This window comes from Pantoea sp. ME81 (assembly GCF_903970985.1).
GTDB lineage: Bacteria > Pseudomonadota > Gammaproteobacteria > Enterobacterales > Enterobacteriaceae > Pantoea > Pantoea communis.
Window position 1 is genome coordinate 13,644 of sequence record NZ_CAJCKS010000005.1, and the last position, 22,560, is coordinate 36,203.

Consider the following 22,560-nt stretch of genomic DNA (forward strand, 5'->3'; position numbering starts at 1 on the left):
AGACTGGCGTCAATTCATCAGATAGCCCGCCGATACCCGGACGGACGCTTACGAGGTTGTATGCTATGAGACTGACATCCAAAGGACGTTATGCCGTAACCGCCATGCTGGACGTTGCACTGCACTCAAACGAGGGCCCGGTGCCGCTGGCTGACATTTCTGAGCGTCAGGGCATTTCGCTCTCCTATCTGGAGCAGTTATTCTCACGTCTGCGTAAGCACGGTTTAGTGGCCAGCGTTCGTGGTCCAGGTGGTGGTTATCTGTTAGGTAAAGATGCTGGCGCGATTGCCGTTGGCGCGGTGATCACGGCGGTTGACGAATCTGTTGATGCCACCAAGTGCCAGGGCAAAGAAGGCTGCCAGGGCGGCGAGCGCTGCCTGACTCACGTCTTGTGGCGTGACCTGAGCGAACGCATCAGCGAATTCCTCAACAACATCACGCTGGCTGAACTGGTAAACAACCAGGAAATCCTGGATGTGGCAGATCGTCAGAACATGAACGACACTCGCCGCTTCCAGCAGCATCGTATGCAGGAAACCATCAACGTTAATCTGCGTGCTTAATCCGCTCCCCTTCAGCCCTTGCTGTTCACACAGCCGGGGCTGAATCGTGCTATAAAGACGTATGATTTTTTATACGGAGTTTTAGCGCAATGAAATTACCGATTTACCTGGATTACGCAGCGACAACGCCTGCCGATCCGCGTGTCGCCACCAAAATGATGCAGTTTCTTACTTTGGATGGCACCTTCGGTAACCCCGCTTCCCGTTCTCACCGTTTTGGCTGGCAGGCAGAAGAAGCCGTTGATGTGGCGCGCAATCAGATTGCAGAGCTGGTCAATGCCGATCCGCGTGAAATCGTTTTTACTTCCGGTGCCACCGAAGCTGATAACCTCGCCATTAAAGGCGCGGCTCAATTCCATCAGGCGCGCGGCAAACACGTCATTACCAGTCAAACTGAGCACAAAGCAGTGCTGGATAGCTGCCAGCAACTGGAGCGTGAAGGCTTCGACGTCACCTATCTGCAACCCGGCAGCGATGGCATTGTCACGCCTGCGATGCTGGAAGCCGCACTGCGCGATGACACGGTGCTGGTTTCCCTGATGCATGTGAACAACGAAACCGGCGTGATTCAGGATATCGCCGCGCTCGGAGACTTGTGCCGCGCGCGTGACATCCTGTTTCATGTTGATGCCACCCAAAGCGTCGGCAAATTGCCGATTGATGTTGCGGCACTGCCGGTGGATCTGATGTCGTTTTCAGCGCATAAAATCTACGGTCCGAAAGGCATTGGTGCGCTGTGGGTGCGTCGTAAACCTAAATTACAGATCGATGCGCAGATGCACGGCGGCGGTCATGAACGCGGTATGCGATCCGGAACCTTGCCGGTGCATCAAATCGTGGGCATGGGCGAAGCGTACCGCGTTGCACGTGAAGAGATGAGCAGTGAAATGGCGCGTCTGGCGGCCATGCGCCAACGTCTGTGGCACGGCATCAGCCAGTTAGAGAATGTGAATATTAACGGTTCGCTTGAGCAGGGCGCACCGAATATCCTCAACCTCAGTTTTGCTCAGGTTGATGGCGAATCGCTGATTATGGCGCTGAAAGATCTGGCGTTGTCGTCCGGTTCTGCCTGTACCTCGGCCAGTCTCGAACCCTCTTATGTACTGCGCGCCATGGGCGTTGAGCAGGAGCTGGCACACAGCTCGCTGCGCTTCTCGCTGGGACGCTTCACTACCGAAGAGGAAATTGACTACGCCATTGACCTGGTCAATAAAGCGGTAAGTCGTTTACGGGCATTAACGCCCGCCACGTCCCGCTAATTCATGCACCCCTTGCGCCGGTTCTGGCGTAAGGTGACACCTAACGCAAACGGAGCCACGCGATGACAACACAACCGATGACAATTACGCTCAGCTCCCAGGCCGCCGATGCGCGCTGGGGTGAAAAAGCACTGCTGAGCAGCACTGAAAGTGGCATGACCCTTCACCTGACTGGCGCCGATGCGCTGATGAGCATCCAGCGCGCGGGGCGGAAGTTGGACGGTCAGGGGATTCGCCACGTAGCCCTGAGCGGCGAAGAGTGGGATTTAGAGAAGTGCTGGGCATTCTGGCAAGGCTATCGCAGCCCGAAAGGCAAGCGCCAGGTAGAGTGGCCAGCATTAAGCGAAAACGATCAAACTGAATTTGATCGTCGTCTGAAGATTGTTGACTGGGTGCGCGACACCATCAACTTACCAGCGGAAGATCTGAGCCCGGAACAACTGGCGCACAGCGCGATCGATCTGATTAGCGAAGTGGGCGGTGACGCAGTGAGCTATCGCATCACCAAAGGCGAAGATCTGCGCGAGCAGGGTTATGCCGGTATTCACACCGTGGGCCGTGGTTCAACCCGCGCACCTGTGCTGCTGGCGCTCGACTTCAACCCCACTGGCGATGAAAATGCACCGGTATATGCTTGTCTGGTCGGAAAAGGCATCACCTTTGATACCGGTGGTTACAGCCTGAAGCAGAGCGCGTTTATGGATTCGATGAAATCCGATATGGGCGGCGCAGCAACGGTGACTGGCGCGCTGGCGCTGGCGATTGCGCGTGGCCTGAAGAAACGTGTGAAGCTGTTCCTGTGCTGTGCTGACAACATGGTGAGCGGTAACGCGTTCCGTCTCGGCGACATCATTCGCTATCGTAACGGTAAAACCGTGGAAGTGATGAACACCGATGCGGAAGGGCGCCTGGTGCTGGCTGATGGTCTGATTGATGCCAGCGAGCAAAATCCTGAGTTACTGATTGATGCAGCAACTCTGACCGGTGCAGCGAAAACGGCGCTGGGCAACGATTATCACGCCCTGTTTACCTTTGACGATGTCCTGGCGGAATCTCTGCTGGGCAGTGCAACCGGTGAAAACGAAGCCTTCTGGCGTCTGCCGCTGGCGGAGTTCCATCGCAGCCATCTGCCGTCAAACTTTGCCGATCTGAACAACATCGCGAGTCCGGCACATGCAGCCGGTGCCAGCAGCGCGGCGGCGTTCCTCTCTTACTTCGTTAGCAAGTATCAGCAGGGTTGGCTGCACATTGACTGTTCTGCCACTTACCGTAAAAGCGCGGTGGATCAGTGGTCAGCGGGTGCCACAGGTCTGGGTGTGCGCACTATTGCCAATCTGTTACTGAAATAAAATCGGTGTGCATGAGTGCGCACCTTACGTTGGGTCGCAGAGAGATGTGTAACCTACGTCAGGCCGCCAGTGGTGTGCTTCCGTCATCAGTATTGTGTAGGGTCGTCATTGATGGCGACCGAACAGCGCTTAAGCGGCAAACCTCATGCATGAGCTTGCCGTTTTTTTGGAACTTGATAAATGAGCAATCGTCTTGAAGAGGTGCTAAAGCTGGCCGCCACTGAGCCTGCGCACCGTCCGGAATTCTTTCAACTACTGCTGGAATCTGATATTTGGGTGCCAGGTGAAAGTCCTGCAGAGCAGTTTGATGCCACCTCGCCTGTGGAGTTGCTGCATTGGGAAAAAGAGGGCGGAGGCAGCGTTATCCCGTTCTTCACCTCAGAAGAGGCGATGGAGGAAGCAATCAAAGAGGAGCAGCCTTATCTGCGCCTACCCGCGCGCACGCTGTTTGAAATGACCCTGGGTGAGAGCTTGTTCCTCAATCCCAAGCTGCCCGCCGGTAAAGAGTTTTCACCGGGTGAGATTGCCCATTTGATCGGTGAAGAGGGTAGTGCGCTGAGTCAGCAAACGGTGTTGGAAGGCGGTCATGCGCTGCTTCTGTCGGAAGTGGCTGAACCGCCCGCGCAGATGATTGATTCACTGACGCAGCTGTTTGCCAAGTATAAGCAGGTGCGTCGTGCTTATATCGCCAGCATTCGTGAGAGCGCCACGGAAGAACCCAATTTGCTGATCGGTATCGAAGCGGATAGCAATATCGATGAGATTATTCAGGCGGCAGGCAGCGTGGCAACCGATACGCTGGCGGATGATGCACCGATTGATATCTGCGAAGTGGTGGTCGACGAGAAAGGCGTCAGCCACTTCTTCACCGCCCATATCACGCCTTTTTATGAGCGTCGCTGGGGGAGTTTCCTGCGCGACTTCAAAGGCAGTCAGCGGATTATTTAAACTTCGCTTGTAGCGGTGCGATATCTTGCGAATCTGTCAGCCAAAATGCAGCTGCAGAAACACGCGAAAATCGCGCCGCTAACCTTAACTGTCATACTCAGAAGTTTGTCCTGCTAGTTCCCCTTCCTTGCTATGCTCAGCAGCCCAATCGGTTGGCTAAATTACTTCTCTATCGGTAAATCGTCGCGGCTGCCCCATTCACCCCATGAGCCGTCATACAGCGTGACGTCACGGACGCCCAGCGACGTCAGCGCCAGAATCACCACCACCGCCGTCACACCCGAACCGCAGCTGGCGATAATGGGTTGATCCAGTTGAATACCTGCTTTTTCAAACAAATCGCGCAGTTCAGCCGCTGGTTTCAGTTCGCCGTTCACCACCAGATTGTTCCACGGCATATTCAGGCTATTTGGGATGTGTCCGCGCAGCAGCCCGGGGCGAGGCTCATCGACTTCAGCATTGAAGCGGTTAGCCGCTCGGGCATCAACGATCTGCGCGCCGCCCTCATGGCTGATCAATAACACATCGGTCAGGCGTTTCACCAGACCCTGATCGTAATGAGCTTCGAACTCGCCTTCCGGCAGGTTAACCGGGCCTGAAGCGACATCAAAGCCTGCCGCTTTCCAGCCCTGCAAACCGCCCGCCAGAATCGACACATTGACGCAGCCAAAGGCGCGCAACATCCACCATGCGCGGGGTGCAGAGAACAGGTTACCTTCGTCGTAAACCACCAGATGTTTATCTTGATTAACACCCAGTTCGCGCATCGCCACGGCAAAAGCTTCCGGGCGCGGCATCATATGCGGGTAAGCGCTGGTGTGATCGGACAAAGCTTCGATATTGAAATAAGGCGCATCGGGCAAATGCCCTGCCAGATATTCCGCCTGGATATCACGCACCGCTTCCTGACCTGGCGGCAACATGCGCGCATCTAATACCTGCAACGTTTTATCGGTGTAATGCTCTTTTAACCAATCGGCAGAGACAAACAGGGGAGCTGTCATCGCAACAACCTCTTCTCAATCATCGGAAAATGGAAAGAGCCAGTGTCCGGGAATGTGAACGCTATCTCAAGGGTATCGTTGCTAAAGTGAGTAGGTTGATGTGAAATTGCGCAGCACACTATTTTAACCTTTGGGGCTGGTGAGGGACTTACCATGGCAAAACGCGTTAATCGACTGCTGCTCAGCGTGCTGATCGGCGGAACACTATTGGGCGGCGCTTTGCTGCCTGCGCAGGCTGAGGATACGCCTGTGGTGCAAAATGCGGCGAAAACGATCTCGGTGATCGACCTTTCCGAGCTGCAACTGGATGGCGCATCAGCACTGGTGCTGAGCTTCAATATCGCCATCGATAGCAAACAGGACTTGAACGCGCGGGTCCATATCAGCGATGAGAAAAGCGGTAAAGTCGATGGCGGCTGGGAACTGGCGCAGAATGGCAAGGCGCTACGCTTCCGCCATCCTGAACCGTCGCGCAAATTAACGGTGACCGTCGATGCCGGCCTCAAGGCCGCCGATGGCAGTACCTTATCCAGCCCTTTCAGCCAGACACTGACCACCCGCGATATCCAGCCGATGGTGGGCTTCGCCAGCCGCGGATCGCTGCTACCGCTGCGCCTGACGCAGGGATTACCGGTGTTGGCACTCAATGTGAACAACATTGATGTCGATTTTTTCCGGGTAAAAAGTGCCGCCCTTGCCGATTTTCTCGCCCAGTGGAATTACGGTAACAACCTGTCGTACTGGGAATCACGCGACCTGCTTAAAAATGCCGATCTGGTCTACAGTGGACGTTTTGATCTCAATCCGGCCCGCAACACGCGTGAGAAGATGCAGCTGCCGCTCAGCGATGTGGATGCGCTCAAGCAGCCCGGTGTTTATCTGGCGGTGATGAAACAGGCCGGAACCTACAATTACACACAGCCAGCAACCCTGTTTACGCTCAGTGACATTGGTTTATCGCTGCATAGCTTCCCGGATCAACTGGAACTCTTTACGCAAAGCCTCGCCAATGGCGCACCGCTAGATGACGTCAATGTGCAACTGCTGGACGAGAAAGGCCAACAGCTGGCGAGTGGCACCAGTGACAGCAATGGACATCTGCGCCTGCCCGCCAACGCCAAAGGCAAGTTGCTGCTGGCAACGCAGAAAGGGCAAACCTCTCTGATCGATCTCAATCGTCCGGCGTTGGATCTCGCCGAATTCCCGATTGATGGTCCGCAGGGTTACGATAAACAGTTCTTCCTGTTCGGCCCGCGCGATCTCTATCGCCCCGGTGAAACGGTGATCGTTAATGCGCTGCTGCGTGATGCCGATGGCAAGCCGTTGCCGCCACAACCGGTCAAAGCCGAAGTGGTGCAGCCCAATGGTGAAGTCACTCAAACCTTTGTCTGGCAGCCGGAAAACGGTGTGTACCAGCAGCGCTTTGCACTGCCGGCTTCAGCCATGACCGGCGAATGGACGCTGCGCATTAACAGCGGTGATAACCAGCCGCGCAGCTGGCCGTTCCACGTAGAAGATTTTCTGCCTGAACGCATGGCGCTGGTGCTAAGCAACAGCGTACAACCCGTGAAACCTGATGCAACAGTGACCTTTGATGTTGAGGGCCGTTATCTGTATGGCGCACCAGCGGCGGGTAATGAGTTGCAGGGGCAACTGTTCCTGCGCCCGGCGCGTGAAGCCGTGGCAGCGCTGCCAGGCTATCAATTTGGCGATATCACTGAAGATCTGAAACGCAGTCTCGATGACGTTGATGAAAAGCTGGATGAGAGCGGCAAACTGCAGCTCAACGTGGAAAGCAGCTGGGCAGAAAGTCATTCGCCGCTAAACCTGATACTGCAAGCCAGCCTGCTGGAAACCGGTGGGCGTCCGGTGACACGTCGCGCGACTCAATCGATCTGGCCCGCGCCTGCACTGCCGGGTATCCGTCCACTGTTTAACAGTGAGTCAGTTTATGACTATCGCACCGATCGTTACCGCGATGAGCCGACTGTACCTGAAAACGGCCTGGCGGAATTTGATGTTGTTTATGCCAATCCGCAAGGCGAGAAACTGGCGGCGCAGGATCTGGATGTGCGCCTGATCCACGAACGCCGTGACTACTTCTGGAGCTTCTCAGACAGCGAAGGCTGGCAGTCGCGTTATGACCAGAAAGATCTGCAGGAAGACGAGCAGCGCATCACTATTACCGCGGGCGGCAGCCAGAAAATCAGCTTCCCGGTGGAGTGGGGCACCTATCGCCTGGAGGTGCATGCGGGAGAGAACATTGTCAGCAGCGTGCGCTTTAATGCGGGCTACTGGTGGCAGGACAACACCGACGGCACCGGCGCGTTACGTCCCGATCAGGTCAAACTGAAAATTGATAAAAGCGCCTACCAACCGGGTGATACCGCAAAAGTGCAGGTGGAATCACCGGCTGCCGGTAAAGGCTATCTGATGGTGGAATCCAGCAGCGGAACGCTGTGGTGGCAGCCGCTCGACGTTCCTGCCGGTGGCACGACCATTGATGTACCGATAAATGAGAGCTGGAAGCGTCACGATCTCTATCTCAGCGCCATCGTGGTGCGTGACGGCGATAAAGCCAACGGCACCACGCCGAAAAGGGCAGTGGGGCTGCTGCATTTGCCGATGGCGACCGAAGCGCGACGTCTCAATCTGGCGATGGATGCGCCTGAAAAAATCCGCCCTGAGCAGGCAGTCAAAGTGAAGGTGAAAGCCAGCCGTGAAGGCGGCGAGTTGCCTAAGCAGGTTCAGGTCTTGCTGTCAGCGGTGGACAGCGGCGTGTTGAGCATCACTGATTACAAAACGCCAAATCCATGGGACGCGTTCTTTGGCCGTAAGCGTTACAACGCCGATCAATATGATGTCTACGGTCAGCTCATCGAAGGCGGTGGTAAGCTGGCGGCACTGCGCTTTGGTGGTGACGGCGATGATGCCGATGCGCTGTCGCGAGGCGGTAAAAAGCCGGTCACCGATGTGCAGATCGTCGCACAACAGCTGCAGCCAGTCACGCTGGATGCCAACGGCGAAGGCACCATCGATCTCCCGATTCCGGCCTTTAATGGCGAGTTACGCTTGATGGCGCAGGTATGGAGCGCAGACAGCTTCGGCTCAGCGGAGCGCAAAATGGTGGTGGCCGCGCCGCTCATCAGTGAACTGGCGACGCCGCGCTTTATGGCCAGCGGTGACCAGTCGACGCTGGCGCTCGATCTCACCAATCTGACCGATCAGCCGCAGACGTTAAAAGTCGACGTAACAACGCAGGGCCTGATCGCCCTGAACGGCACTGTCACTTCTAGCGTGCAACTGGCGAAAGGTGCGCGCACGACCTTGCAAATCCCGGTTAAAGCCCAGGGCGCCTTTGGTGAGGGGGCGGTGCAGCTCAAAGTCTCTGGCATGACTCTGCCGGGTGAGACGCTGGAGCCCAGCGAGCGTAAATGGACCATCGGCGTGCGTCCGGCTTATCCTGCCCAAACCCTGAGTTTCGACAACGTGATGCAAACGGGCCAAAGCTGGCAGGTGGTGGCGAGTGCCTTTAGCGGCCTGCAAAAGGATACGCTGACCGGGCAGCTGTCGCTGAGTAATCGTCCGCCGCTGAATATCGCCAGCTTTATCAGCCAGCTGTATGCCTATCCCTACGGCTGCCTTGAGCAGACCGCCAGTGGCATCTGGCCATCGGTGTTCACCAACAAAGCACAGCTGGATGCGCTGGGTATTAAAACCAGCACCGATGAGGCACGCCGGGCGTCGGTCGCCACCGGTATTGCACGCCTGGCAGGTATGCAGCGCGGTAATGGCAGCTTTGGTTTGTGGAGCAAAGAGAGTCAGGAGGAGTTCTGGCTGACGGCTTACGTCACCGATTTCCTGCTGCGCGCCAGTGAAGCGGGCTACAGCGTGCCGGAAGGGGTGATCAGCCGCGCCGATGAACGCTTGCTGCGCTATCTGCAGGACCCTGCACAGATAGAAACCAGCTGGAGCAGCGATGCCGATGGATTGCGTTTCAGTGTGCAAGCTTACGCCGGGCTGGTATTAGCAAGACAGCAACAGGCGCCGCTCGGTGCATTGCGTGCACTGTACGACAAGCGTGAGCAGGCAAAATCAGGCCTGGCGCTGGTGCAACTGGGTGTGGCGCTGAAACTGATGGGTGATCAACAGCGCGCGCAGTTGGCGCTGGTACAGGGCATCGGGCTGGAGCGCAAACCAAACAGTTGGTTGGGTGATTACGGCAGCCCGGTGCGTGACCGCGCGCTGATTCTTGCGCTCATCACAGAAAACCAACTGCTGCCCGATATGCAGGGGCCATTACTGATTGATCTGGCGAAAGCGGTACATGGTCAGCGCTGGTTCTCCACCCAGGAAAACAATGCGCTGTTCCTCGCCGCTCGCACCTTGCAGCAGCACAAAGGTGAACAGTGGCAAGCCACATTGCAGGGCAGAAGCGAACCGCTGAGCAGCAATCAGACGCTGAACATGGGGATCAGCGAAGATCAGCTACGCCAGGGCTTGTCGGTGAAAAGCGACAATACTTCGCCGCTTTACGGCACGCTCAATGTGGTGGGTTATCCGCAAACAGCACCGTCGCCGATCAGCAACGTGCTGAAGATCACCCGCGAGTATTTCACCCTCGACGGTAAGCCGGCTGACCTCACCAACCTGAAAAGTGGTGAATTGCTGGTGGTGCGGTTGAAAGTGGCGGCCAGCGAGCGGGTGAGCGATGCGCTGGTGGTGGATTTGCTGCCAGCAGGGCTGGAACTGGAAAACCAGAACCTGAGCGATAGCAGCGCCAGTCTGGGCGACAGTGCCGATGCGCTGAAAGAGAGCATGATGGATATGCAGCAAGCCAACATCAAACACATTGAGTTCCGCGATGACCGCTTCGTTGCGGCACTGGCGCTGGATGGCTACACACCAGCCACGCTGCTGTATCTGGCACGCGCGGTGACGCCGGGTAGCTATCGTCTGCCGCCTCCGCAGGTCGAATCAATGTATGTGCCGGAGTGGCGCGCGATTGGCACCACGCCGGAAAAACTGAATGTGCGCTAAGCGGTAATGAAAAAAGGTCATGCATTAAAGCGGTGGCGCTGGCTGCCGCTTTTTTTACTGCTGCTGTTAGCGAGCCTGTGGCTGCTGGATCGACTGGATCCTTTGCCGCTGCAGGAAGTGCAACCTGCACGTGTGGTGGTGGCCGAAGATGGCACGCCGCTGTGGCGCTTTGCCGACAAGCAAGGCGTCTGGCGCTATCCGGTGACGCTGGAGGAGGTCTCGCCCGACTATATTCAGGCGCTGCTCACTTACGAAGATCGCTGGTTCTGGCATCATCCCGGCATCAATCCGATGGCGATCGTGCGCGCCATCGGTCAAAACCTGCTGCATCACGGCATTGTGTCAGGCGGCAGCACGCTAACGATGCAGGTAGCGCGATTGATCGACCCACAACCGCGTACGCTGCGTGGCAAGGTGGTTCAGGCCTGGCGAGCGCTACAGCTGGAGTGGCATTTATCCAAGCGTGATATTCTCACACTCTATCTTAATCGTGCGCCGTTTGGCGGCACGGTGGAAGGCATTGGCGCAGCAAGCTGGATGTGGCTGGGTAAGCCGCCATCTCAGCTCACCAAAGGTGAGGCAGCGTTGCTCGCCGTGCTGCCACAGGCCCCGAGCCGTCTGCGCCCGGACCGCTGGCCGCAACGTGCGGAAGCGGCGCGCAATAAAGTGCTGGATCGACTGGCAGAATATCAGGTGTGGTCGGCGCAGGATGTGGCGGATATTAAACAGGAAGCGGTGTGGTTGCCGCCGCGAAAAACGCCGCAAATGGCCCCGCTGCTGGCACGCCGCCTGCTGTCGCTCTCTCCCGACAACAAAATTACCTCGACCATTGATGTGTCGCTGCAGCGCGAGCTGGAGAGTCTGGCGTCAGCGATGAAAACCCAGTTGCCGCCACGCACCTCGCTGGCGCTGCTGGTAGTGGATCATCAGGATATGAAAGTGCGTGGCTATGTTGGCTCGGTGTCATTCACTGACGACAGTCGCTTTGGTCATGTCGATATGATCTCCAGCGTGCGATCGCCGGGATCGGTGTTAAAACCCTTTGTTTATGGCATGGCGTTGGATGATGGACTGATCCACGGTGAATCTCTATTACAGGATGTGCCGCGCCGCTTTGGGGATTATCGACCAGGTAACTTTGATTCTGGTTTTCATGGCCCGGTCAGTGCTAGCGAGGCGCTGGAGCGGTCGCTCAATCTGCCTGCGGTGCAGTTATTGGATGCGCTTGGACCCAAAACGGTGGCGGCGCGGTTACGCAATGTCGGCTTGAATCTGCGCTTCCCAGCAGGGGCGGAACCCAATTTGTCGTTAGTGTTGGGCGGCACGGGCGCAAGGCTGGATGATATTGTCGCGGCATACAGTGCCTTTGCCCGTCATGGCAAGGCGGCACAACTGCGCTGGCTCCCGAATCAGCCTTTGCAGGAGAGGCCGCTGCTTTCACCCGGTGCTGCCTGGATTGTGCGACGTATTCTGGCCGGAGAAGCGCTGCCATCCGCTGCCATTCCTGAAATTGCGCCACTGGCCTGGAAAACGGGTACCAGCTACGGATATCGCGATGCCTGGACGATTGGCATCACGCCCCGCTATTTAATCGGCGTGTGGGTTGGCAGACCGGATGCCACACCGGTTGCCGGGCAGTTTGGTTTTGCCTCTGCGGTACCGGTGATGAATCAGGTTAACAACCTGCTGGCGGGGCATATGCCGCTGCACGGCGTACCGCGCGATCCGCGGCCGGATTCAGTCAGCGCCATGAGCATTTGCTGGCCTGGAGGCCAACCCTTGCCAGTGGGTGACGATAACTGCCGCCAGCGTCGCCAGAGCTGGATACTGAATCAAACCGTGCCGCCGACACTGTTGGCACCCGGCCAGGAAGGGGTGAATGGTTTACGTCAGCGTTATTGGATAAACCCGCAGGGCTTACGCGTGGCTGCCGATTGCCCTGAGGCGCAGAGTCACGAACGTTTGATGTGGCCACTGCCGCTGGAACCCTGGTTGCCAGTGGCGGAACGCCGCCAGCAGCGCCTGCCGCCCGTTGATCCTCGCTGCCCACCCTTAAATCAGGGCAGTGCGCCACCGCTCTTGATCACCGGCGTGATTGAGGGGCAGCGTGTGCAGCCGCTGCCAGGCAAAGTGGTATTGGTGCTGCCGGTTGCCGTACAGGGCGGAAGGGGATCGCAGCGCTGGTGGTTTTTGAACGGGCAGCCGGTCGAACAGCAAGCGGGGCAAAACAGTGCGGCGCTGGTCCTAAGTGAACCGGGCCAGTATCAACTGGTGGTAATGGATGAATCGGGCCAACTGGCATCCGTCTCATTTATTCGGGGTTAAATAGTCGCGTATGCCAGATTCTGCGCGTGTTCGCCCCGACAAAAATCAATTATTTTCGATAATTCCACCAATCGGCAATAGGCAACGCCCGATGATGTCCCTATAATCGGCGCGTTTTCTTACCGGGAGCGAATTCCCGGTTTCTTCAGGATGCTAACTAGAGGTCATCATGGCAATCGAACGTACTTTCTCTATCGTTAAACCAAACGCCGTCGCTAAGAACGTGATTGGTGCTATCTACAACCGTTTCGAAAGCGCAGGCTTCAAAATCGTTGGCGCAAAAATGCTGCACCTGACCAAAGAGCAGGCTGAAGGCTTCTACGCTGAGCACAAAGGCCGTCCATTCTTCGATGGTCTGGTTGAGTTCATGACTTCTGGTCCAGTGGTTGTTTCTGTTCTGGAAGGCGAAAATGCCGTTCAGCGTCACCGTGATCTGATGGGTGCAACCAACCCAGACAACGCACTGGCCGGTACTCTGCGTGCTGACTACGCTGACAGCTTCACTGAGAACGCAACCCACGGTTCTGACTCAGCTGAATCTGCTGCACGCGAAATCGCCTACTTCTTCGCAGAGAACGAAGTCTGCCCACGCACTCGCTAAGTGCGTTGCTGCCAATGCGGATAAACGACTTTACACCTTTTCATTATCGGTAAAGTCGTTCCCCTGGCATCATGCAGCAGATGTAGTACAATAATGCGCCCTTGTTGAGCCTGGCTCAGCGAGGGCGTTATTTTTTTCCTATTCTTAACCAGAGCCGTAACGTGTAACAACGAGGCCAGAGAACATTATGTCCGAACAGATTGTGACGCCGTCGTCCGCTTCCCCCGTGGTTGTTTCCCCAAAAAACGAAAAAATTAACCTGCTGGATCTTAACCGTCAGCAGATGCGCGAATTCTTTTTAGAGATGGGTGAAAAGCCGTTCCGCGCCGATCAGGTCATGAAGTGGATGTACCACTACTGCTGCGATGATTTCGAGCAGATGACTGACATCAACAAAGTGTTGCGTGGCAAATTGATGCAACGCGCTGAAATCCGTGCGCCGGAAGTAGCGGAAGAGATGCGTTCCAGCGATGGCACCATCAAGTGGGCGATTCGCGTGGGCGATCAGCTGGTCGAAACCGTGTATATCCCGGAAGCTGACCGTGCAACGCTGTGTGTCTCCTCGCAGGTAGGCTGTGCACTGGAGTGCAAATTCTGTTCGACTGCGCAGCAGGGCTTCAACCGTAACCTGCGCGTTTCCGAAATCATTGGTCAGGTATGGCGCGCGGCGAAAATTATCGGCGCGGCGAAAATTACCGGCCAGCGTCCGATCACCAACGTGGTGATGATGGGCATGGGCGAGCCTTTGCTCAACCTGAACAACGTGGTGCCAGCAATGGACATCATGCTGGATGATTTCGGTTTTGGTCTGTCAAAACGTCGCGTGACACTGTCAACTTCGGGTGTCGTGCCGGCACTGGATAAGCTGGGCGATATGATCGACGTGGCACTGGCGATTTCGCTGCACGCACCGAACGATGCGATTCGTGACGAAATTGTGCCGATCAACAAAAAGTACAACATCGAAACCTTCCTCGCGGCGGTTAAACGCTACATTGGTAAATCGAACGCCAATCAGGGCCGCGTGACCATTGAGTATGTGATGCTGGATCACATCAATGACAGCACCGACAATGCGCACGAGCTGGCTGCACTGCTGAAAGAGACGCCGTGCAAGATTAACCTGATTCCATGGAACCCGTTCCCGGGCGCGCCATATGGTCGTAGCTCAAACAGCCGTATCGATCGTTTCTCCAAAGTACTGATGGATTACGGATTCACCACTATCGTGCGTAAAACGCGTGGCGACGATATTGATGCGGCTTGTGGTCAGTTAGCGGGTGACGTTATCGACCGTACCAAACGCACCTTACGTAAGAAAATGGCCGGTGAAACCATCTCTGTGAAGGCGCTCTGAAACACGGCGCCCGGTGATACCCACCGGGCGTAAGCCGTGCCAGTCTCTTCTCTCGATGTCAGAGGGAGAGACTGAAATGCACAAAGGATTATCGGCAGTGTTGTTGGCGGGCTTTGTTGTAACCGGTTGTGTCAATCCACCGGTTCAACAAGGCGCTGCGGATATCAGGCTACAGCTAGGGTTGCACTACCTGGCGGTGAAAGATTTTGCTGCAGCACAGCGTAATTTATTACGCGCTGAGCGGGCCGCACCGCGAGATTATCGTGTGCCTTTGGCGCTTGCGCGGCTGGCACAGGCGCAGCAGAATAGCGCGCAGACCCATTGGCACTACCAACGCGCCCAGCAGTTAGCGCCAGCGAATGGCTACATCGCTAACAATTACGGTGCGTTTCTTTGCGGTTTAAGGCAGTATGGCGAAGCGCATCAACAGTTTAAGCTGGCGATGGCTGCACAGGAAATCGAAGCTCGTCAGGATGCATTTCTGTTTTCGGGCTATTGTTACCTGCAGGCTGGAGAGAGTGCCTCAGCGCGCGAGTCTTTGAGCAACGCGCTGATTGCCGCACCGGAGCAGGGCAGTCAACTGCTTTTGGAAGTGGAAAGGCGGCTTGAACAGCAGGATCGCATGGCGGTTCCGCTGCTATTAGAAGTGTACCACCAGCGTTTGCCCGCAACGGCAGAGAGCCAGTGGTTACAAATACGTTTCGCCGCGCAACAGGGAAACGCTGCTGACGTTACACGTTATGGCGACCGGTTGGCGCGAAGTTTTCCACAATCGATACAGTACCAGCGTTATTTAGCTAATGAATACTGAAGCCACTCAAGAGAATTCTGCAGTACATTCCACAGGTGAACGCCTGCGTCTGGCCCGTGAGCAGATGGGGCTGACTCAGCAAAATGTCGCTGAACGCCTGTGCCTGAAACTTTCTACCGTACGAGACATTGAAGAGGATAAGTCGCCAGCTGATTTAGCTTCGACGTTCTTGCGCGGTTACATTCGTTCTTATGCTCGTCTGGTGCATGTGCCGGAAGATGACCTGTTGCCGATGATGGCGAAGCAGGCTCCCGTGCGTGCGGCCAAAATTGAGCCAATGCAGAGCTTCTCGTTAGGTAAGCGCCGTAAAAAGCGTGATGGCTGGCTGATGATTTTCACCTGGTTGGTGATTTTTGTCGTCATCGGTCTGACCGGCGCGTGGTGGTGGCAAAACCATAAAGCCTCGCAAGCCGATCTGGTCTCAATGGCTGACCAGAATGGCAGCAGCAGCGATAACAGTCAGTCTATTCCGCTGGGTGAAAACAGCACTGACAGCGCGACTGACAGTGATACCAATGCCGCCGGTACGCCGGTGGATAACGGTGCAGGTGCGGTTGCGACACCGAGTACCAGCAACAACGCGGCTTCGGCTGCCAACACCACTGCGCCTGCGACCAGCAGCGATAACACCGTGGTTTCACCGAGCCAGGCACCGATCGATAACGCACCGCCAGCAGCCACCTCTCCGGCACCTGCCAACAGTGTACCAGCAGGTCAAATGCCGACCAGCGACGCGGCGGTGAGCCAGACAGCGGGTGACCCAAATGCGGTGGTGATGAATTTCAAAGCCGACTGCTGGCTGGAAGTCACCGACGCTACTGGCAAGAAGCTGTTCAGCGGATTGCAACGTAGCGGCGGTAAGCTCAGCTTGTCCGGAACGGCTCCGTATCGTCTGAAAATTGGCGCTCCGAGTGCGGTTGATGTGCAATATCAGAATCAGCCCGTTGATTTAAGTCGTTTTATCCGTAATAACCAGGTTGCCCGTCTGACGCTGGGTGCGCAATAACGCGCAGCGCGCTTTCCGGGTAATTGTGGAGAGAGAATATGCATAACGAAGCACCCATTATCCGTCGCAAATCAACACGGATTTACGTCGGCAAGGTGCCGGTTGGTGATGGTGCGCCCATTGCCGTTCAGTCAATGACCAACACCCGCACCACGGATGTGGACGCCACGGTTAACCAGATTCGCCAGCTTGAGCGTGTCGGTGTCGATATCGTGCGCGTCTCTGTTCCGACCATGGATGCGGCGGAAGCGTTCAAACTGATTAAGCAACAGGTCAATGTGCCGCTGGTGGCGGACATTCATTTTGACTACCGTATCGCACTGAAAGTCGCCGAATATGGCGTCGACTGCCTGCGTATCAACCCCGGCAATATCGGCAACAACGAGCGTATCCGCCAGGTGGTGGATTGTGCCCGTCATTACAATATTCCTATCCGTATCGGCGTAAATGCCGGTTCACTGGAAAAAGATCTGCAGGAAAAATACGGCGAGCCAACGCCACAGGCGCTGCTCGAATCGGCGATGCGCCATGTTGATCACCTCGATCGCCTCAACTTTGATCAGTTCAAAGTGAGCGTAAAAGCTTCTGACGTATTCCTGGCTGTTGAATCCTATCGCCTGCTGGCAAAAGCCATCGATCAGCCACTGCACCTCGGTATTACCGAAGCGGGTGGCGCACGTGCCGGTTCAGTAAAATCAGCGATTGGTCTGGGCTTGCTGCTGGCGGAAGGGATCGGCGATACGCTGCGTATCTCGCTGGCGGCGGACCCGGTGGAAGAAGTAAAAGTCGGTTACGACATCCTGAAATCGCTGCGCATCCGCTCACGCGGCATCAACTTTATTGCCTGCCCAACCTGTTCCCGTCAGGAATTTGATGTGATTGGGACGGTGAATGCGTTAGAAGAACGTCTCGAAGACATCATCACGCCAATGGATATCTCGATTATCGGTTGTGTGGTGAACGGTCCTGGCGAAGCCACGGTTTCGACCATGGGCGTGACGGGCGGTAGCCGTAAAAGTGGTTTCTACGAGGACGGTGTGCGTCAGCGCGATCGCCTCGATAACGACAACATGATCGACCAGCTGGAAGCACGTATTCGTGCCAAGGCCAGCATGCTGGATGAAAGCCGCCGCATTAACGTGCAGCAGCTGGAAAAATAAGGGACGGTGCGCGCCCGCCGCGTGCCGGTTTGTGATTGAACCTGTGCGGTTTCATCCTCATAAGGTATGATGCCGGACAGGTTTTTTTGTATTAAGAGATTCTAACGTGGCGAAGAATATTCAAGCGATCCGTGGGATGAACGACTACCTGCCGGCGGATACTGCGATTTGGCAGCGTATTGAGGGCACCCTGAAGCAGGTGCTGGCCAGTTATGGCTTTAGCGAAATCCGTTTGCCGATTGTAGAGCAGACCCCGCTATTTAAACGCGCTATCGGTGAAGTCACCGATGTGGTTGAAAAGGAGATGTATACCTTTGACGACCGCAACGGTGAAAGCCTGACCCTGCGTCCGGAAGGCACCGCGGGCTGCGTGCGCGCCGGTATTGAGCATGGTCTGCTGTACAATCAGGAACAGCGTCTGTGGTACATCGGTCCGATGTTCCGCTATGAGCGTCCGCAGAAAGGCCGTTACCGCCAGTTCCATCAGATTGGTGCGGAAGTGTTTGGTCTGCAAGGCCCGGACATCGATGCTGAACTGATTATGATGACCGCACGCTGGTGGAAAGCGTTAGGTATCGCTGAACACGTGAGTCTCGAACTCAACTCTATCGGCTCACTGGAAGCGCGCGCGAACTACCGCGACGCACTGGTGGCCTTCCTTGAGCAGCACAAAGACAAACTGGATGAAGATTGCAAACGTCGTATGTACAGCAATCCGCTGCGCGTACTCGACAGCAAAAACGCGGACATCCAGTTGTTGCTGAACGATGCGCCGACGCTGAATGAATATCTCGATGAAGACTCACGCGCGCACTTCGACGGGCTGTGCAGCCTGCTGGATGACGCGGGTATCGCTTACACCGTGAACCAGCGTTTGGTGCGTGGCCTCGATTATTACAACCGCACCGTGTTTGAGTGGGTGACCAACAGCTTAGGTTCACAGGGCACCGTGTGTGCCGGTGGACGCTACGATGGTCTGGTTGAACAGTTGGGTGGTCGCGCTACGCCAGCGGTCGGTTTTGCCATGGGTCTTGAGCGTTTGGTATTGCTGGTTCAGGCGGTTAATCCAGAATTTGAACCGACGCGCATTGTTGATGTCTATGTTATCGCTTCGGGGCAGGGCGTTCAGTCCGCTGCGATGCAATTGGCGGAAAAACTGCGTGATGCAGATCCGGCGCTGAAGCTGATGACCAACTTCGGTGGTGGTAACTTCAAGAAGCAGTTTGGCCGTGCAGACAAGTGGGGCGCACGCATTGCGCTGGTGCTGGGTGAAGACGAAGTGAAAGCGGGCCAGGTCGTGATTAAAAACCTGAGCACAGGCGATCAACAAACCGTTGCCCAAAGCGAAGCCGCTGCGACATTGCGCACGCTGCTGCAGTAAACGCAGCACTGCAACAGCCATTTAAAGGAGAGGGATTGCGTGGAAGTTTACAGCAACGAAAACGAACAGGTTGACGCACTGCGTCAGTTCTTTGCGAACAACGGCAAAGCGCTGGCTGTGGGTGTGATCATCGGCATTGCTGCACTGGGTGGCTGGCGTTTCTGGACCAGTCATCAGGATGGTGCGGATAAAGCTGCGTCGGCACAGTATCAACAACTGACCACTGCGATGCAGGCGGATAAGCCGCAAACGCTGGAAGCGGTTGCCGCCTTTGCCAATGAAAATAACAACACTTATGGCGCACTGGCTTCGCTCGATTTAGCGAAACAGTACGTTGAAGCAAATCAGTTAGATAAAGCCATTACGCTGCTTCAGAGCGGGCTGAAAGATACCAAAGATGCCAACCTGCAGGCGGTGATTAACCTGCGTCTGGCGCGCATTCAACTGCAGCAAAATCAGGCCGATGCCGCACTTTCAACTCTTAACAATGTTAAGGGTGATGGCTGGACAGCCATTATTGCGGACATTCGTGGCGAAGCACTGCTGAGCAAAGGCGACAAGCAGGGCGCACGTGATGCCTGGAGCAAAGGTGCTGAATCGCAGGCCTCTCCTGCGTTGAAGCAAATGCTGCAGATGAAGATGAATAACTTAAGTTAAGCCAGTCAAGAGAGCGCACATGGAATTACGTAAATACCTGCTGCCAGGGCTGATTTCAGTCACTCTGCTCAGCGGTTGCTCGCTGTTCAGCGGCGAAGAAGATGTAGTAAAAATGGCTCCGCTGCCGAAAGTGGAAAACCAGTTTACGCCACAGACGGCCTGGAGCACCTCGGTGGGTGATGGCGTTGGCGATTTCTATTCCAATCTGCATCCAGCCTGGCAGGACGGTACCGTCTATGCGGCCGACCGCTTTGGCGTAGTGAAAGCCCTGGATGCCAGCAACGGTAAAGAGAAATGGAAAGTCGATCTCTCTGAGAAAACCGGTTTCTTCTCGAAAAACATCTCAGCTCTTCTCTCTGGCGGCATTACCGCTACCAGCGATCGCATTTATATCGGCAGCGAGCGCGGCCAGGTCTTTGCACTGAACAATAGCGATGGCAGCATCGCCTGGCAGACGAAAGTCGCCGGTGAAGCGATGTCGCGTCCAGTTGTGAGTGATGGCCTGGTACTGATCCACACCAGCAACGGTATGTTGCAGGGGCTGGACCAGAGTACTGGCGCGATCAAGTGGAGCGTCAACCTCGATATGCCTGCGCTGTCACTGCGCGGTGAATCTGCGCCGACTGTGGCATTCGGTGGTGCGATTGTCGGTGGTGACAATGGCCGCGTGAGTGCAGTGATCATGAACCAGGGGCAGTTGATTTGGCAGCAGCGTATTTCGCAGCCAAGTGGCGCCACAGAGATTGATCGTCTGAGCGATGTGGATACAACGCCGGTTGTGGTTAACGGTGTGATCTATGCGCTGGCTTACAACGGTAATCTGACCGCGCTGGAACTGCGTTCAGGCCAGATTCTGTGGAAACGCGAAATCGGCGGCGTGAAAGACATGGTGGTTGATGCGGGTCGTATTTACCTGGTCGATCAGGATGACCGCGTGATTGCGCTTAATGCCGACGGTGGCGTGGCCATCTGGCGCCAGAGCGATCTGCTGCATCGCAACCTGACTTCACCAGTGCTGTTTAACGGTTATCTGGTGGTTGGCGATAGCGAAGGTTATGTGCACTGGATTAACACCCTTGACGGGCGCTTTGTTGCGCAGCAGAAACTGGACAGCGATGGCTTCCAGACTGACCCGGTGGTTGCCGGTGACAAGCTGCTGATCCAGGCGAAGGGCGGCGAAGTTTACGCCATCACTCGTTAAGATTGGGCTTTGCAGGAACTGGCTTCCTGCTCGCTAATACGGCTCCTGATTCGTCAGGGGCCGTTTCGTTTTTAGTCAGGCATGGTATTCTTAGCGCCTTCAGCCTGACGCCTTCTGGCAAATGTCGTTATAATCACGCCATTCGGGCGATTTATTTTTAAAACTGAGGCAAGTGTTATGGTACCTGTGGTCGCGCTGGTTGGGCGTCCCAATGTGGGAAAATCTACGCTATTTAACCGCTTAACGCGCACTCGTGATGCGCTGGTAGCGGATTTTCCTGGACTGACTCGCGATCGCAAATATGGTCGCGCCGAAGTGGAAGGGCGCGAATTCATTGTTATTGATACCGGCGGTATTGATGGCACCGAGGAAGGCGTCGAAAACCGCATGGCAGAACAATCGCTGCTGGCGATTGAAGAAGCGGATGTGGTGCTGTTCCTGGTGGATGCGCGTGCGGGTGTGATGCCGGCCGATCAACAGATCGCCAATCACCTACGTTCGCGCGAAAAAGCCACCTTCCTGGTCGCGAACAAAACTGACGGTCTCGATCCTGATGCTGCCGTGCTGGATTTCTATGCGCTGGGCTTGGGTGACATTCACCCGATTGCGGCCTCGCACGGTCGCGGTGTGAACAACCTGCTTGAAGCTGCGTTGCTGCCATGGATGGAAGAAGCCGTTCCAGAAGTGGAGTTGACGGAAGAAGAAGAAAACGCCGCTTACTGGGCCGCGTTAGAAGAAGAAGAGGACGAGAAGGCGTTGGCGGAAGAGGAAGAAGAAAACTTCGACCCTACCACCTTGCCGATCAAGCTGGCTATCGTTGGCCGTCCTAACGTCGGCAAGTCAACGCTGACTAACCGCATCCTGGGTGAAGACCGCGTCGTGGTCTTCGACATGCCCGGCACCACGCGTGACAGCATCTACATTCCAATGGAACGTGATGAGCGCGAGTATGTGTTGATTGATACCGCCGGTGTGCGTAAACGCGGAAAAATCACCGAAACCGTAGAAAAATTCTCTGTCATCAAAACGCTGCAGGCCATTGAAGATGCCAACGTGGTGATGCTGGTGATTGATGCACGTGAAGGCATTTCCGATCAGGATCTGTCACTGCTCGGCTTTATCCTGAACAGCGGTCGCTCATTGGTGATCGTGGTCAACAAGTGGGATGGCATGACGCAGGAAGCGCGTGACGAAGTGAAAGAGATGCTGGACTTCCGTCTGGGCTTTATCGATTTCGCGCGCATTCACTTTATTTCGGCGCTGCACGGCAGTGGCGTAGGTAACCTGTTCGAATCCGTGACCGAAGCTTACGACTGCTCAACCAAACGTGTCGGCACCGCGATGCTGACGCGCATCATGACCATGGCTTCTGACGACCATCAGCCGCCGCTGGTGCGTGGTCGCCGCGTGAAGCTGAAGTATGCCCATGCTGGTGGTTATAACCCGCCGATCGTGGTGATTCACGGTAATCAGGTGAAGGATCTGCCAGATTCCTACAAACGTTACCTGATGAACTACTTCCGTCGCTCACTCAACGTGATGGGCACACCGATTCGCATTCAGTTTAAAGAAGGCGACAACCCGTACGCGGGCAAACGTAACCTGCTGACACCGACGCAGCAGCGCAAACGCCAGCGACTGATGTCGCATCTGAAAAAGAATAAGCGTTAAAGTGAAGAGGGCCCAAACGGGCCCTTTTTTTTCGCCCTGATGCCGCGCGATAAGCTCATCATCCCTGACATATCGCCTTAACATCAAAAATTACACTTTGATTCAGCCTCATATTTATTAATAACTTATGACTGGTTTTGTAGCAAAAATGCTATTGCCCAGTAACTCCTTCGTTATGGATGTTCACTTTCTAATGAACCAGGTGGTACAATCCTGCCGCCTTGTAG

Annotated in this window: 16 protein-coding genes; 15 read left to right on the top strand and 1 reads right to left on the bottom strand. The window is 55.7% G+C overall.

Annotated elements, in window-relative coordinates; translation table 11 throughout:
- Positions 1 to 65: 65 nt before the first annotated feature.
- From iscR to sseB, 4 genes are all read left to right on the top strand, one after another.
- Positions 66 to 563 carry a Fe-S cluster assembly transcriptional regulator IscR gene (gene iscR, locus H7A81_RS01860; RefSeq protein WP_034825654.1) on the top strand — a complete coding sequence of 166 codons (498 nt, stop codon included), beginning with the start codon at positions 66 to 68 and terminating at the stop codon, positions 561 to 563.
- Between the two features lie 89 nt (positions 564 to 652).
- A complete protein-coding gene (locus tag H7A81_RS01865; RefSeq protein ID WP_182056575.1) occupies positions 653 to 1,822 on the top strand; it encodes an IscS subfamily cysteine desulfurase in 1,170 nt (389 codons plus the stop codon).
- A 62-nt stretch (positions 1,823 to 1,884) separates the two neighbouring features.
- Complete coding sequence (gene pepB, locus H7A81_RS01870; RefSeq protein ID WP_166936313.1) at positions 1,885 to 3,171, top strand: aminopeptidase PepB; 1,287 nt, start codon at positions 1,885 to 1,887, stop codon at positions 3,169 to 3,171.
- A 180-nt stretch (positions 3,172 to 3,351) separates the two neighbouring features.
- Positions 3,352 to 4,119: an enhanced serine sensitivity protein SseB gene (gene sseB, locus H7A81_RS01875; protein WP_166936315.1), complete on the top strand. Its 768-nt coding sequence runs from the start codon at positions 3,352 to 3,354 to the stop codon at positions 4,117 to 4,119.
- A 161-nt stretch (positions 4,120 to 4,280) separates the two neighbouring features.
- Here sseB and sseA read toward each other — a convergent pair whose 3' ends face one another.
- Positions 4,281 to 5,123 carry a 3-mercaptopyruvate sulfurtransferase gene (gene sseA / locus H7A81_RS01880; RefSeq protein ID WP_182056576.1) on the bottom strand — a complete coding sequence of 281 codons (843 nt, stop codon included), beginning with the start codon at positions 5,121 to 5,123 and terminating at the stop codon, positions 4,281 to 4,283.
- Between the two features lie 153 nt (positions 5,124 to 5,276).
- Between sseA and H7A81_RS01885 the strand changes: the two genes are divergently transcribed.
- The 11 genes from H7A81_RS01885 to der all read left to right on the top strand — a co-directional run bounded on the left by H7A81_RS01885 (position 5,277) and on the right by der (position 22,333).
- Entirely contained in the window at positions 5,277 to 10,163 is a 4,887-nt protein-coding gene (locus H7A81_RS01885; RefSeq protein WP_182056577.1) for an alpha-2-macroglobulin, read from the top strand.
- Between the two features lie 6 nt (positions 10,164 to 10,169).
- The gene (gene pbpC / locus H7A81_RS01890; RefSeq protein ID WP_182056578.1) at positions 10,170 to 12,488 is read left to right on the top strand and encodes a peptidoglycan glycosyltransferase PbpC; all 2,319 of its coding nucleotides are present in this window, start codon (positions 10,170 to 10,172) and stop codon (positions 12,486 to 12,488) included.
- Positions 12,489 to 12,657: 169 nt separating this feature from the next.
- The gene (gene ndk, locus H7A81_RS01895; RefSeq protein ID WP_007884899.1) at positions 12,658 to 13,089 is read left to right on the top strand and encodes a nucleoside-diphosphate kinase; all 432 of its coding nucleotides are present in this window, start codon (positions 12,658 to 12,660) and stop codon (positions 13,087 to 13,089) included.
- Between the two features lie 187 nt (positions 13,090 to 13,276).
- Positions 13,277 to 14,446 carry a bifunctional tRNA (adenosine(37)-C2)-methyltransferase TrmG/ribosomal RNA large subunit methyltransferase RlmN gene (locus H7A81_RS01900; RefSeq protein ID WP_034825665.1) on the top strand — a complete coding sequence of 390 codons (1,170 nt, stop codon included), beginning with the start codon at positions 13,277 to 13,279 and terminating at the stop codon, positions 14,444 to 14,446.
- A gap of 76 nt (positions 14,447 to 14,522) precedes the next feature.
- Positions 14,523 to 15,257 carry a type IV pilus biogenesis/stability protein PilW gene (gene pilW / locus H7A81_RS01905; RefSeq protein ID WP_160869794.1) on the top strand — a complete coding sequence of 245 codons (735 nt, stop codon included), beginning with the start codon at positions 14,523 to 14,525 and terminating at the stop codon, positions 15,255 to 15,257.
- The gene (gene rodZ, locus H7A81_RS01910) at positions 15,247 to 16,263 is read left to right on the top strand and encodes a cytoskeleton protein RodZ (RefSeq protein ID WP_182056579.1); all 1,017 of its coding nucleotides are present in this window, start codon (positions 15,247 to 15,249) and stop codon (positions 16,261 to 16,263) included. Before pilW ends, rodZ begins: the two co-directional genes overlap by 11 nt.
- A 38-nt stretch (positions 16,264 to 16,301) precedes the next feature.
- Entirely contained in the window at positions 16,302 to 17,423 is a 1,122-nt protein-coding gene (gene ispG, locus H7A81_RS01915; protein ID WP_034825671.1) for a flavodoxin-dependent (E)-4-hydroxy-3-methylbut-2-enyl-diphosphate synthase, read from the top strand.
- Positions 17,424 to 17,529: 106 nt separating this feature from the next.
- Entirely contained in the window at positions 17,530 to 18,804 is a 1,275-nt protein-coding gene (gene hisS, locus H7A81_RS01920; protein ID WP_058959137.1) for a histidine--tRNA ligase, read from the top strand.
- A 39-nt stretch (positions 18,805 to 18,843) separates the two neighbouring features.
- Positions 18,844 to 19,461 carry a YfgM family protein gene (locus H7A81_RS01925; protein WP_045814917.1) on the top strand — a complete coding sequence of 206 codons (618 nt, stop codon included), beginning with the start codon at positions 18,844 to 18,846 and terminating at the stop codon, positions 19,459 to 19,461.
- A 19-nt stretch (positions 19,462 to 19,480) separates the two neighbouring features.
- Entirely contained in the window at positions 19,481 to 20,662 is a 1,182-nt protein-coding gene (gene bamB, locus H7A81_RS01930) for an outer membrane protein assembly factor BamB (RefSeq protein ID WP_034825677.1), read from the top strand.
- Positions 20,663 to 20,839: 177 nt separating this feature from the next.
- Positions 20,840 to 22,333, top strand: a complete 1,494-nt coding sequence (gene der / locus H7A81_RS01935) for a ribosome biogenesis GTPase Der (RefSeq protein ID WP_034825679.1) — start codon at positions 20,840 to 20,842, stop codon at positions 22,331 to 22,333.
- The last annotated feature ends 227 nt before the right edge of the window (positions 22,334 to 22,560 follow it).